The following is a 13,941-nucleotide window of genomic DNA, read 5'->3' as shown; positions in this document are numbered from 1 at the left end:
TTCAAATTAGAAAAAATCGTAAGAAAGCGATGATAACAAAAAACAGGTCAATCATGGTGTTATCTGACCGTAATCAACCTGTTTTACGTAACGGAATAGTGATATTTATGTTATAAAATTAAAGTAATTGATGTGCGTACAACCGAAATGGAGAAATCTTCATACGTGTACTCATAGATTATATGTGTTATTGGTTGAATGACAGGTTCATTCGACACTGGGTAGCCTCCACCAATAATAATTTAACTAATAGTTGTATTTCCACAAGCAAAAGGTTACTTTGAAAAATCTGCTAGATAAACATTAACCTTTCCCATCTAGCCATTTATTTGTATAGTACTTATTGGAGTTTATGCGAAGTTCATTGCGATAGTCTACTATGCTCCCTTTATTAATAGACCTATAAGAATTTATGTCCGAAGTTCCATCATCTTCCCACTTGCAATATGGGCAAATATCATAACCTGCTCCTTCAAACGCACTATAAAGTTCTGTTAAAGTTTTAAACCCACAACAAGGACAAGAATATAACTCTTCTACCTCACCAATGACTTCTACTTGATATCCAGAAATAGCATGAACTATTTCTGCTAAAAAACCATTACTAACACCTTGAAAATCAATTTCTACCTCATTTTGTTCCTTATTAAGGATTGACGTTTCTTCTTCCAAATACTCGGATAAATCTATCTCTTTTCCTATTATGTTACGTACTGATTCAATTATTTTAAACGCATTTTCTCTAGTTATATTATTCATCTTATTAGCCCCTGTTCTTTTAATGTCTGAATCACCATATCATCAGGACGACCATCCCATTTATAAAAAAATTTAATTCTACCTCCATTCTCTGTTCCAACAAATATAGATTGAGTGGATGGCTCATATCTATTTACATATCCATTCGTAGTCGTCTGTACAATACTATCAGAAATTCTAGTGCCAAATTCATAAGCCATATCAGAGTATTCTTTAGATGATTTTGCTCCAAACTCCGTACTACCATGTTTGTCAAAATGTGCTTTTAATTTTCCCTTATTCCATAAGTCAGCATTCTTTGCTGTTGGTTGCCACACGGAATTACCCGCACCCTTAACAGCACAATTATGCACCCAAACACCAAGATTGGACACAAAATAAGAATGGAAATCCGCAACCTCAAAATTATAAACCGTTGCTTCACGTGGCTCTTTTTCAATCTTAACTATTGCCAGTTTAGTACCGTCACTTGAAACAAGCAAATCGCCAACTTTCAGGTCTTTGACGAACGTCCATCCTTTGCTATCGAGCCAAAATGAATGTTCAGCAGTAGCTTCTATAACTTCATCACCGACGTGAACCTTATAAATTTCGTCAGCTTGTTATTTGCCGAGACGATCCAAGAGATGCTAGAGGCTGAAATGGATGAGCATCTTGGCTACCAGAAACATGAAACGCAGAAGAAGCAGACGTCCAATAGCCGCAATGGCAAGAGCAAGAAAAACATCATTAGCGAGTATGGGGAGCAGGAAATCGCTGTTCCTCGTGACCGTGAAGGTGAATTTGAGCCGCTTGTTGTGAAGAAGCACCAATCCAACGTGACCGGCATTGAAGATCAAATGATCGCGCTCTATGCCAAAGGTGTCAGTACCAGAGAGATTCAAGATCACCTCCAAAATCTCTATGGCATTGAGGTCTCTCCCACCTTCATATCCAATGTCACGAACAAGATTATTCCCCTCATTAAAGAGTGGCAGAATCGGCCGTTACAAGGCGTTTACGCCGTTGTTTTCCTTGATGCGATTCACTTTAAGGTGAAGCAGGATGGTGCTATTGTCAACAAAGCAGCATACATGGTCATTGGGATTGATCTTGATGGTTGTAAAGATGTATTGGGCATGTGGATTGGGGAAAATGAGTCTTCGAAGTTCTGGCTTAGCGTCTTGAATGATCTGAAAAATCGCGGTGTACAAGACATACTCATTACGTGCGTAGACAACTTAACAGGCTTCACAGAAGCGATTTCCGCCTGTTACCCCCTAACAGAAATACAAAAGTGTATCGTCCATCAGATCCGAAACTCCACTCGTTTCGTCTCTTATAAGGATTTGAAGAAGGTAACTGCTGATCTGAAACCCATCTACAAAGCCGTTAATGAGGAGATGGCTCTTGTAGAGCTTGATCGGTTCGAGGAAACCTGGGGGAGCAAATATCCGCTCATTATTCGTTCCTGGCGTAATAACTGGGATGAGCTTGCTACCTTCTTCAAATACCCCGCAGAGATCCGTAAAATCATCTATACCACTAACATTATTGAGAGTTACCACCGTCAATTACGTAAGGTAACGAAAGGTAAAAGCATCTTTCCAACAGACGAATCCTTACTAAAAATGCTTTATCTAGCAACCATGGATGTCACCCGTAAATGGACGGGTCGTGTACAGAATTGGGGTCAAATGCTGCTGCAACTTTCCGTGTTCTTTCCGGATCGCATTGGCCAGTATTTACGATAAATCCCCCTCGGGGGGAAGGCATTAAGAGAGTTTACACAAAATATTTGACAGACCCTCATATGGTGTTAGTCGAAGTCGGGGACTTCTCTGCCTATATCTCTATCAGCTTCAATTTGAAGTTGTATCGTTTTAGTACCCATGTATTTTCGTGCAGTCACTAGAATTAATCTGTCATTCCCGAGGACTTCCAAAACCGTAACTGAAAAAAGGTTCATTAAATGAGCATCTTCGTCATTAGATACTTCTTCAAAATATTTAAAAATTTTATCTAACAGATTGATATTTCTTTCTTCACTTAATAGTTTAATTATTTCAGGCATGAAGATACCCTCAACTATGATAGTTTCTAACACTTCACCGTATGTCGCGATTGATTCTTTATACGCAGCCTCAGTTGATGGTAAGAAATGCAACATTCTTCTAAAGAATTCTTCCGTTTTTATATTCATAACCACCAGCTCCTATATTTCAATAGTATCATCTTCCCTATGTTTATGTTGAACTATCCTACCCTTTCATATTAACGTTTAAATAAATCTTATTCTTAGCCTTCAGCAGACAAAACAATTCACGAGCAATAAAAAAAGCCACCTGGAAGGGTGGCTTGCACTCATAATGAGTGCAAAAGTATAGATAGGAGTGGAGAGTCCTGTCCTAAACCTGTAGTTTTTTAGAGTTGCGTATTTTCATACCGTGCCTGATACCAACCGAGCCACTGTCTCAAATCTCATCTTTCTATATAATAGGAATGCTACCTATTTGCTGAACACCAAGCGATACATCAGTATCAATCGTTTTTATCAAGATCTTCAGGGAAGCGGCGCGCCCCCTTAAACTCTTCCAATTGCGTAATAAAAAGCAGCCAATCATCATAGTGAGCAACTATCGCTACCCGTTTTTTAATACTCAACGATTTTCCTCATCAAATTCTAAGAATTTATCTTGTAAATCCCCATTTAATACCGCTTCTTGTCCTTTAGTTGTAAGCTTCAACTCAATTTCTGGATCTCTAAGCGATATTACACCATCTAAAATACCTAGTAATGTTGACGTGGTATCAACCTGAACTTGTTCTATGATATTTAGAAGTATCTCTTTATTCTCTTCTGGCAGTTCCTCAAATAGTTGCATAGCTCTCTTCCAATAAGGGTCCGTTATTGTCATTATATCAGTCTTAGTAAAAATATTGCGATATATCTCAAGGTTATCTCTAACTATTAATTGATAAATATCCTTAATAAATTCTTCATCATTCATTTTGTCTTATCCCCTTTAGATTAAAAAATCACTCATAGCATCAGTTAATTATATCGTAGATATTCAAGACTACATTTATCCTGCACAGTTAGCGTAATGAAGCAGCCGATCAATGGTAAGCGTCAAACAAGAATGTGTATTGAACATTGCAGTATCCTGATTTCATTTCATACGAATAAATTGAGGAGGTAAAAAAGAAACTGATTAAACTAAACATGTGAAAGTCTAGCTCGGTTCTATTATATATTTACATATTCAAGCAAATCGAAGCATTTTATTGCAATAATATATCTAAGTCGAATAAGAGAAATGCAGTATCCACAGTAAAGAAGTTTGGCCGCCTGCATATTAAACTGGTCCTCTTTTTCAACGCTTTTAGAAGATAATATCCTTTTTTTGGTTTTTATTCTAATTATTTTCTTCCATTACTTTCAACAATTTCCTAATTTCATCTTGTTTTCTCCTGAACCAATCCTGTGACCAAATCCGATGTATTTTCCACCCTAACGATTCTAGGATTTCTTGACGGAGTCGGTCTCTGTCCCTAGCTGTCTTGGACGAATGATATGCCGCACCATCACATTCCTATACCTAGGATGTAATTACCTGGATTGTTGGGATCTACAACAGCCAGATCGATGCGATATGATGAGCAGCCAACCTGTTTACGAAGTATGAGTCCTCGTGCTGTTAGAGCTTCATAAACATCTTCTTCAAGTGGAGAATCAAACTCTCCGTCGTTTTGAATGCCTGTATTCGCACTAAATTCACCAGCTGTGCTTGCATAGTACAGATAAGATTTTAAGAGCTGAGGTCCCCGTTTATTTAGTTTCGCGTCGTCCAAATCCGAATGAAGGATGCTTGAAACTAGCTTAATTTCGTGCTTCGCACGCGTGACCGCAACATTTAAACGACGCTCACCGCCAGGCTTGTTAAGAGGTCCAAAGTTATAATAAATAACTCCATTTGCGTCTTTACCATAACCAACACTAAAGAAAATAGTATCCCTTTCGTCACCTTGTACGTTCTCCAAATTTTTTACGAAGAAATAATCGCTCTTGCTATCATCAAAAAAGGCTTCTACTGTTGGGTCACGATATTGTTTTCGCATTGCATGTATTTGATCGAGTATAGCTTGCTGTTGCGCTTCGCTGAATGCAATTACACCTAAACTGCGTTCTGGTGATTTTTCGATGTGCTCAAAGACAAGTTTAGCAACCGTCTTCGCCTCGATCAGATTACGACGGCTTGTACTACGCTCATAAACTCCATCTGAGACATAGACAAGTGACACACCATCATGTTTTCCATTTCCAGAACTCGGGAATGTGTATAGTTGATCATCATAGATCTCTTTATTCGAAAAAGCTATTAATGACTCGTGTTTGCTGCGATAATGCCATTGCAAAGGTTTAACTTTCATAAAGATTGATGCCTCTTCCAGGACACTTTCGTAAGTGTCATTGCTCTCGTCCTCTTCATCGATAAACTCTTCATCGTCCTCAACAGATGAACCAAAGAAACGTGTAGGCGGAAGTTGCTTCTTATCACCGGCGATTATTATTTGTTTCCCTCTAAAAATGGAACCCACAGCATCTTCTGTACAAAGCTGAGAAGCTTCATCGAAGATAACCGTATCAAATGAAATAACTGAAGCGTCTATAAACTGACTTACGGACATGGGACTCATCATCAAGCAAGGCTTAAGCGCAAAGATAACGTCAGGTATCTCAGAAAATAACTTTCTGATAGGTTTATGCTTGCTTTTCTTTGATATTTCCTTTTTTAGTAAACCGACCTGAAGACCAAAATCAAGACTTGAAATTCGAGATTTTTTATTGTTATTTAAGATCATATGGATGCGGGATCCATTCGTATCTAGCTGAGACTTATCTAAAGTTTTAAACTCAGTAATTAACTTGCTATGTTGATCCGCATTAAAGTGATTAAGTGCTGGAAGAGACTCATAGGCAAAATCCAACCACAATTTATAAAATCGTTTTAAGAAAATAGCTGTAAAGTTAACTTGATCCGTTGAACTCATCACTTTAACTTCTTGTATAAACTCTTGAATACCCAGTTTTTCCGCGTCTGATAATATTTGTTGAACTGCTGTCCATTCTTCCAACTTATATGACTCAACTGCCCACTTATCCATATTATCCGCACATACGCGGTATTCCGATTCTTTCAAGGTTTTCCCACTAATGATAGCTGCTTCTTGTGGGAATATGGAGTTAAAAAATTGCATCAGAGTTAAACTGTCATAGAGACGTTTTCTTACTTGTTCAATCCCTCCGTCTACCATCTGTGACATTGAGAGATCTAGGGTGCTGACTGCACGGATTATGGCTTCCGGAATGCTCCCCATAATCACCTGTTTGAGATTTTTAATCCATTCCAGAGAATTTAAAATTGTTTCCCAATTGGTATCAAATTCAACAAACAAAGAGCCGAAGGTATTCTTAAACANCAACAAACAAAGAGCCGAAGGTATTCTTAAACAATTCGGAGTTTTCTTCAATAATTTTCTTAGTTTCTTTATAAGAGCGTATAGCTGAGAGGTCGGATAAGACATCATTAAAAGTGGTAAATGATGCTTGCTTTGCATACAAATCTAAATTAGCTTTTGCTCCTAGGAACAGATCAGAAGTAATGATGACGGATTCTGCGACTTGCTTAAGCTCTGATACAGGCATTTTTTCGATCTCATTAGCCAGCGACTTATTGAGTAAGGGTTTAACGCTCGTAGCCATCTCATGAGAAACAGAAAGTGCACGTACAGTTTTTTTATACAGTACGTCAATGGACTCCATTTGGCTCAAAGTGGATTGCAACATCAAGCTTTTAATTTTATCAATGGGAATAAGATGATTCGTGATAAAGGAATTTAGGCTCTCAATGTGTGCGATTTGCTCCGTTAATAAGTTCCAATTAGTGTCGATCCCTTTATAGTGATCACCCAGCCAGGTTTTTAGGAGATCTTTCTCAGATTCCAACCATTTTTTCTTCTTCTTTATACGTTCCACCATTTTCACATCTCGCAGAAGCTCGTCAAACTTTGGCTTAGAACCTGTTTTGAGATAAAAATTAAAAATTTTCTGATCGTTACGATACGAGCGATTAAAAACACGAAAGAAACTTGTATAATTCATCATAAAGCGTTCAAGCATACCATCTAATTCTTCACGATCTAAAAGTGCCCGGTCATATTTTTGGCTAAACGCAGCAGTGTCATCCAAATATTCCTCAACATTAGTACGTGCTTCCATCAAGATTTCTTTGACCTTGCCAAATGTCTCTGTGTTAAACCAATAGTTTGTCGGGCGAAGACGCAAACTGATTTTCTCTAAAATGAATTTATAATTCAACACTTGTTCCAGGGTAAAAGAATCTACTTCCATTCCCAAAAAATTTGAAATGTCAGTGCTTGCTACCGTCAGTTCTGACAAGGCTTGTTGAAATGATTTGAGATCATTTAGTGTCGGCTGTTCTGTAACAATTAACTCGTTTATAAACCCTTCTGCTTCTTGCAAAGAATCAAGTAAAGTGGCTCTTGCTTTGGAGAGACTCGATACGACTTCGTCAACATGAAGCTTCCAAACCTCTTCATCATAGGAGGGAACCACTAATTGCTTTGCTTTATGATAGTCTTCAAATTTCTTCGTTGCATCCTGATATAGCGAGGTCTTAAAAGTCAACTGATCATCGTTGCGAAGCCACTCCTCTGGTACAACAGGAATGTTCTTTAACAATTCGTTTATGGTTTGTAATCGGATAAAACTATCCGGCGCAGCTTGCCAATTTAATCCGAGTTCATCAATCAAAACCTCTATGGTTTCGCTTATAGAGCGCAGTACACTTGATAATCGTTTGAATTTAACCGAAATATCACTCTGTAACTCAAGCGTAAACTTTTTTACAATAGATCCACTCCATAGGTGAGATTCACTACCTTTTAAGACATGAGCGAACTGCCTTAATCGCTCTAAAAGATCATGTATCTCTCTGAGCTTCGATGGAGTGACATTGCTTACGTTATTAATAGCAAAGGTTAACTCTTGCAATTGATCAAGTTTAGATAGCTCTCCGTGAATACGATGAGCTGTAAATTGAAGTGGCTGAACAGGCATGTGTAAAGCTTCTGTGTATAAATTCAAATGCAATTTTATCTTATCGAAAGTGTCAAAGGGAGCTTGCATTAGCCGAGGTGAATGATGCTGATTTAACGTCCGATCTAATTCACTTAGAACAACTTTTTTGTTGGCATTATTACTATGTAGTTCCAAACAAAAATCGCCTAATTGTTTATTGTTCAGGCGTTTTTTAACGACTTCCAGTGCCGCTTTTTTCTCACTGACAAATAAAACTTTCTTTCCTTTAGCAAGACTTTCTGCGATGATATTGGAAATCGTTTGACTCTTCCCTGTTCCCGGGGGACCACTAATAATAAAGCTCTTTCCATTATTGGCAGCTAAAATAGCCTCCTGTTGGCTGGAGTCGGCATCAAGTATTTGAAACGATTCTACTGATTTCGATCCTTTATCATGAATTCTAATGGAGTCGGATTCTTCATAATCACCCTGTTCATAATACATGGAAACACCAGCAAGTTTTTGAACAATATCATGCTGACTTATTTGCAACGAGAATTGTTCAAAATCCTTATACATAACGAGCTTACTAAAAGAGAAAAATCCCATAAAAGCATCTTGTGTAACGGACCAGTCCTTTATGTCTTTGACTGCTTCTGAAACTTTTTCTAGGTAATCAACAATGATAATTTCACCTGAATCATCACTTATCGGAGGCAGCGCAATTCCAAAATCAACCTTCATTTTTTGGACAAGTGTGGGATTTAGTGTCAAATCATCATCATAACGTTCTATGTAATAGGGTTTATCCGAACTCTCTCTCTTTAATGTTACGGGAAGGAGAAGCAGTGGCGAATTCAATTCGATATTGCTATCCTTGGACTCTTTCCATGTTAATTGTCCGAAGGTTACAAATAAGGTATTAACACCTTTTTCATCAAGTGATGATTTTGCTTTAAGGCGAATGGACTGAAGTACGTTCTCTAACTTTTCAAATGCATACTGTTCAATGTCGTCAAACTCGGTTGTTTCATCATCGTCTGCTAGATCAAGCTTCTTTCGACGTGCTCTCTTTTCTTTATCAATAAATTTTTTAAGGTCAGTAATTGATTGAACCTTAATGGATTTATCATTTGATAATAGTTGATACATGACATTAACATCTGTATTGAACTTAACGGCTGAAGTAACATTATCTTTAAAATTAATTAAGCGATTACGCTTGGAAAGATCAATTAAATTGGTTTTCCAACGATGCATTTTCTTGTTGAATATATCAGTCTTCACTCCAAAAGACTCCTTTTCATTCACTTTTTCCCTATTTCATGAGCGACTTTATTCGACATACGTCTTTCTTTTTCCTCTTTACATGAGGCAGTATACTTAAAAAATGTAGAAAGTTGAGGAACATAATACATATTTTTTTGATAAACTCACCCTTCCATTTTCGGAATTAGTTATTTTATTCGAATCAAATGGATGGGTTAATTATTACCACGTGGTAGCACTTCTAAAAAAAGCCAAGGTACTCTTTTAGTGTTTATGTGAGGAGCCATACACAACTTAACGATTCAATTCATCTTGGATAGTAGTCAGTTTTTTTCGATAAGGCACAATTCAGAATTAATTCCAACTATCAGATGCAGCTTTCTTTTCAACTTTTTTTCCATTTGTTATTACTTCCATTTTAGTCCCCATCCTATGCTGAATGATAATTTAGTTAGTCTTCAACTGAAATTCCCATGAAAACTCAACAATTAAAATAAGTCCCGTCTTATTCACTGACTGAAAACCAAGCTCGGCTTGTCGCCAACAGTGTTGTCAAGACCTTTCCATTTTAATTTCCTCGTTCCAAAAGTCCCTTCTCAGTAAATGACAAAAAATAAAAGCGCTTAATGGCGCCTTATTCATTAAAAATTAGATGATCGATTTTCTCGTTACTCCCGCACCGATTAACATAGTCATTAAAGTTTTACTACCTTAGTGACATATGATCATTATGGTCAGTAATTATAATCTGTGGTCAGAATCCTACAGCTCCTTTTAGAATTACAAAAGTCGGTATAAAACGATAACTACAAAAAAATCCTACTCTTCAATTATATGATAAATGGGTCATTTTTCCTAGTTTGATATTTTCCACACTTCATTTCATATTGCGTCTTATCATGTAACCTGATACTTTTATCATTACATCTGGAAATTTATATAAGCATTTGTCGGTTATCAATGCCATGGGAATGATAATGATTAAAAACGGCTAAATCCAGCGTTCATCAAATTGAGTGGTAAAAATACAATTATAAAAATAAGAACATTGGTTCTCAAAATATCATTTTATCATTTCGTTTGAGAATATCCCTTGATTTATAAGGCTTTACGCGATTTTTTATCATTTGCTGTGGATCTATTATCATTTCGTGTGGTGGCTTACTAAAACCGCGACATGGAGCCCGGAGATCACCAATATATGCGTCAAGCTACGGTGCGAGAATTACTGGAACTATTTAGGATCGAGATCATCACGGTCGTCGTCGACCTCCACTGCCGACACAGTCCCCCTTTCGCCTCAGCGACGGCAAGCAGAGCCGGTATTCCGGTCACATTTCTTTGGCATCCGGTCACATGCGGGACCTGACCTGCAACCACAGTGCTCAAATTGTTCCACATACCGGAATATAATGCCATTCCATTCTACTTCATCAGACTAATCACGATATCACTAACTTTCGGATAACTTCACTAATAAACGATTTCAATAGTGAAGCTGTTCGCTTACAGGTTCCCGCAAGTTCAACGCTGATCGGTCATGTATACAAAAAAGCCACCTAAAGGGTGGCCTGCACTCAATAAGAGTGCAAAAGTATAGATAGGAGTGGAGAGTCCTGTCCTGAACCTGTAGGTTTAACACTTAAGAGAATTATCAATTCCGCTCTCATTTATATAGTTCTCTCTATGTCTAACGACAGCTGTCTATTGTATTATAGATCTTGATTAAGAAGAAGCAATTGACCCCCATGAACGCATCATCGCAACGATGGATTGACTGTCCGGTGCAATTCTATCAAGATTGCAGAAGCCATGTCCTGATTGCGTATTTGCTGAACATCTTCCAATCCATTCGGACTACTTAGGACGGTTGGGGACGAAATTCGTCCCCAATTCGTCACCAAGCAAAAGGAACATGTAACGATGAGTGCCTCAGGCGTAACAACGCATACTTAGCCAGTAGCTCAAACACCTGTCGCAATAGCTCAGGGTCAACTTACTTGTTTTTACAGTTGAGTATGCTGTCGAAATAGAAGTCAGTCAGATCTCACTATGCTTATCCTCATGCAAGAAATCCTGAGTCTATAAATAGCTTGGATAAAGACCAAATTCTATTAAAATATGATAATAGAAAGATCAGGGTTCACAAAAAAAGAGCGAAAATAAAGAGATAAGTGACATAACTTACGATATATCCGCTTATCTCTTATTTATACCAATTATTGCGAAATTCACAATTGACGCACAGCATCTGAATTAGTAACACTGTTTTTGACTACACCATGAAGATAAATTGCTTTAAGCTGTAAATTTCAAATACACAGAGTAAATGAACAAAACAGTTATTTGAAAATTTTATTAAGCACCGTAAGCGTTTCTTCTTGCCCTTCGCCCATTGGATAAATAATATATATATTTCCTTGTATATATTCAATCATTTTGGTGTCTGGAAACTTTTTTTTCGTTTTTTTCAAGATTTCATTTCTTTCATTTTGCAAATCTTGTTCATTCACAAACTCGTAAACGGACAGGCTTTCCCAAGACATTGGCAAGAAAAATAATCGTCGATCTATTGCCAATTTACTTTTTATTAACTCACTTTGACCTGTTATTTTATATTGTAATTTTAAATTATCAAACCGATTATTTATATCATCAATTGTCATTTTGTTTGTTGCCTCCTTTTGATTTGTGCAACCTAAAAGCATGAGAAAAATAAATAATATTTTACTTATATGTGGTTACTACTACGTTCATATCATTTATACTTCCCTCTCTTCTCTGGATTGATATTTACTTGAGTTTGTTTAAGAAAACATAGTTACATAAAGAACACTAAAAGTGCCTTCTTCAATTTAGTAACGCCATCAAAACTATCCTATATTTGGAATTTACGAAAATAATAACTCAAAACCAACTAAAAAGATAGGTTTTATTATTAGAAAGACATATTCTACTTGGACACCACTTGTCACACATGCATACTTCAGATTATTCTCAAAATAGGCTGCAGTCTTTTTAGAATGTCGTTCTCTTCCTTCAGATCAGCGAGAACTTACGAAGCTTATATATTTGTTCATCTTCCGCTTTAAGGTTTCCACTGTCGGTAAATAATTAATCGCCGTCTTGTTTATACAACATTACCCAATCCTATAACGTCTCATAGTGTACACCCAGTTCTCAGGCTGTTTCAAAAGCTGTTGATTCTTCAACTAAAATACGCAAAATTATCTGCTCCTTAAATGTTTTGTCAAATTTCTTACTTTGTCCCATTTTAACCAATCCATGAGTTATTAAATTGTTTTCTTTGTGTCCATCTATTCAGGGAAAGTTTAAGGATTATTTTCCTATAACTGCACTCTCGCTCGGATTATTGATCAATTGAATTCCATATCTACTATGAGATTAGACAATTCAAGAACAATAAAAAAAGCCACCTGAAAAGGTAGCCTGCACTCATTCTGAGTGCAAAAGTATAGATAGGAGTGGAGAGTCCTGTCCTGAACCTGTAGGTTTTTAGAGTAGCGCATTTTCATATCGTGCCTGATACCAACTGAGCCACTTTCAACAGGTTTCAAACCTCATATTTCTACATAATAGGAATGCTGCCCGTTAGCTCAACGAGGCTACCATTTTTGCCGGCAGCCTCGTCTTGGTGATTATGAAGCTATAGTTACCCGTTAGGATTCCTGTAGAGCGTTAATTTTGCGCTTAGCATTAAAACGAGCGACTCCGGTACGATGGGGTAGTCAGACCCGTCGAGAAATGCGAGTGAAAGCCTCTGGAGGTGCGTGGAGCGATCAATTATAAAGGAGCGAAAACTCGCCCCTTCTGTTCCCGTATGCTTGCCGGATGCCCATTTAGACGGCTCTCGCCTATTCTATCCGGCTTACGATTTAACTTCTGGTGAAATCCTGCGAATAAGTGAGTATTTGTGAGAAAACTGCATCTTTCCGAGGGAGTTGAATAACAACTTGCAATAAGTACCATCACTCTCTCTTGATAGATGTTATTTTCCAAAGTCCTTTTGGATTTTTATTTAATTTAACGTTATTGATTTCGCTTCTTTCTTTACCATCCTTGTCCATATAGATCAATCTCACACTCACATTACCTACTCCATTAATCACACTAGTATTAGTTATTTCAATGTCTTCTAGGGAAACAAGATAATACTCCCTATACAACTTTCCCATGTTTGCATAGTAATCAATTATACTACCTTCATTAATATTCCAATCTAGAAGCTCTTGGGACTCCTCCATCTGACCCTGTAACATAGTTTCGTAATATTGATAGATTGTGTCTTCAAGTGACATTTCTTCACCCTCACATCCTAATTACATCAAAATAAAAAGAAAGCTTTCAGATGTCGTATCCGAACACCAATATCATTTCTAAATTTTATATATTTTCTACTAAATCCCTGTTTTGAAGGCTAGGGATAGTGAATTTTAATGCATCATTTATCACCTTTACTCATTGTCGTAAACTGCCCTTTAGCTCAACGAGGCTGCCGATTTATTCCGACAGCCTCGTCCTGATGATTGTTAAGCTATAGTTCCTCGTTAGCTCAATCCCTTATCTGCTGCCTCTAAATAGTCGAGAAGCATCAGTCGAGCTTTCTCGAAATTCTTGTACTCTTTATAGAACTCCGCGTACTTACCAATACTTCCCTCGATGAATCTATACTGCGGGTACCAATTAAAAAAAGATAGCTCTAACAATTCTCTTTATCGGTGAGGAATATCTTCTATCTTACCAGTCAAGACATAGCTTAAAGTACCCGCAATATTCATACAGTAGGTGTTAAAATCGCCATTCAATGA

The 13,941-nt window shown here is 37.3% G+C and carries 9 protein-coding genes and 3 pseudogenes; 1 reads left to right on the top strand and 11 read right to left on the bottom strand.

Annotated features, from left to right (window positions below):
• Nucleotides 1–426 precede the first annotated feature (426 nt).
• A pseudogene (locus tag FJQ58_RS33395) lies at nt 427–549 on the bottom strand (CPCC family cysteine-rich protein); the annotation flags it as partial.
• Nucleotides 550–755: 206 nt separating this feature from the next.
• Nucleotides 756–1,319: a polymorphic toxin-type HINT domain-containing protein gene (locus FJQ58_RS05675; protein WP_238403834.1), complete on the bottom strand. Its 564-nt coding sequence runs from the start codon at nt 1,317–1,319 to the stop codon at nt 756–758.
• Between FJQ58_RS05675 and FJQ58_RS05670 the strand changes: the two genes are divergently transcribed.
• Entirely contained in the window at nt 1,299–2,492 is a 1,194-nt protein-coding gene (locus FJQ58_RS05670; protein WP_139991461.1) for an IS256 family transposase, read from the top strand. The genes FJQ58_RS05675 and FJQ58_RS05670 overlap by 21 nt on opposite strands.
• A 65-nt stretch (nt 2,493–2,557) precedes the next feature.
• Here the strand turns inward: FJQ58_RS05670 and FJQ58_RS05665 are convergent, their stop codons facing one another.
• The 9 genes and pseudogenes from FJQ58_RS05665 to FJQ58_RS33385 all read right to left on the bottom strand — a co-directional run bounded on the left by FJQ58_RS05665 (nt 2,558) and on the right by FJQ58_RS33385 (nt 13,938).
• The gene (locus FJQ58_RS05665; protein WP_138756414.1) at nt 2,558–2,941 is read right to left on the bottom strand and encodes a DUF7674 family protein; all 384 of its coding nucleotides are present in this window, start codon (nt 2,939–2,941) and stop codon (nt 2,558–2,560) included.
• 338 nt (nt 2,942–3,279) lie between these two features.
• Complete coding sequence (locus tag FJQ58_RS33155) at nt 3,280–3,402, bottom strand: hypothetical protein (RefSeq protein ID WP_274382316.1); 123 nt, start codon at nt 3,400–3,402, stop codon at nt 3,280–3,282.
• Complete coding sequence (locus FJQ58_RS32850; RefSeq protein ID WP_139991460.1) at nt 3,399–3,749, bottom strand: transposase; 351 nt, start codon at nt 3,747–3,749, stop codon at nt 3,399–3,401. The genes FJQ58_RS33155 and FJQ58_RS32850 overlap by 4 nt, the downstream gene beginning before the upstream one ends.
• A 408-nt stretch (nt 3,750–4,157) precedes the next feature.
• Nucleotides 4,158–4,274, bottom strand: a pseudogene (locus FJQ58_RS33390) (hypothetical protein); the annotation flags it as partial.
• Between the two features lie 52 nt (nt 4,275–4,326).
• Nucleotides 4,327–6,198 (bottom strand): AAA domain-containing protein, encoded by a 1,872-nt coding sequence (locus FJQ58_RS05650; RefSeq protein WP_162341329.1) that lies wholly within the window; start codon nt 6,196–6,198, stop codon nt 4,327–4,329.
• 16 nt (nt 6,199–6,214) lie between these two features.
• Complete coding sequence (locus FJQ58_RS05645) at nt 6,215–9,103, bottom strand: DUF4011 domain-containing protein (protein WP_476641269.1); 2,889 nt, start codon at nt 9,101–9,103, stop codon at nt 6,215–6,217.
• A gap of 2,351 nt (nt 9,104–11,454) precedes the next feature.
• On the bottom strand, nt 11,455–11,778 hold the full coding sequence (locus tag FJQ58_RS05640) for a hypothetical protein (protein ID WP_139991457.1): 324 nt from the start codon (nt 11,776–11,778) through the stop codon (nt 11,455–11,457).
• 1,323 nt (nt 11,779–13,101) lie between these two features.
• Nucleotides 13,102–13,431 (bottom strand): hypothetical protein, encoded by a 330-nt coding sequence (locus tag FJQ58_RS05635; protein WP_139991456.1) that lies wholly within the window; start codon nt 13,429–13,431, stop codon nt 13,102–13,104.
• Between the two features lie 249 nt (nt 13,432–13,680).
• Nucleotides 13,681–13,938: pseudogene (locus tag FJQ58_RS33385) on the bottom strand (YxiJ family protein).
• Between the last annotated feature and the right edge of the window lie 3 nt (nt 13,939–13,941).

The sequence above is a fragment of the Paenibacillus paridis genome (assembly GCF_006345825.1).
Lineage (GTDB): Bacteria > Bacillota > Bacilli > Paenibacillales > Paenibacillaceae > Pristimantibacillus > Pristimantibacillus paridis.
The sequence above is the reverse complement of the archived record's forward strand: the minus strand, read 5'-3'. Positions and strand labels throughout refer to the sequence as shown.

Coding starts and splice junctions, on each gene's coding strand:
- FJQ58_RS05670 (WP_139991461.1), top strand. CDS start 1,299: ATGTTCAGCAGTAGCTTCTATAACTTCATCACCGACGTGAACCTTATA.
- FJQ58_RS05665 (WP_138756414.1), bottom strand. CDS start 2,941: ATGAATATAAAAACGGAAGAATTCTTTAGAAGAATGTTGCATTTCTTA.
- FJQ58_RS32850 (WP_139991460.1), bottom strand. CDS start 3,749: ATGAATGATGAAGAATTTATTAAGGATATTTATCAATTAATAGTTAGA.
- FJQ58_RS05640 (WP_139991457.1), bottom strand. CDS start 11,778: ATGACAATTGATGATATAAATAATCGGTTTGATAATTTAAAATTACAA.
- FJQ58_RS05635 (WP_139991456.1), bottom strand. CDS start 13,431: ATGTCACTTGAAGACACAATCTATCAATATTACGAAACTATGTTACAG.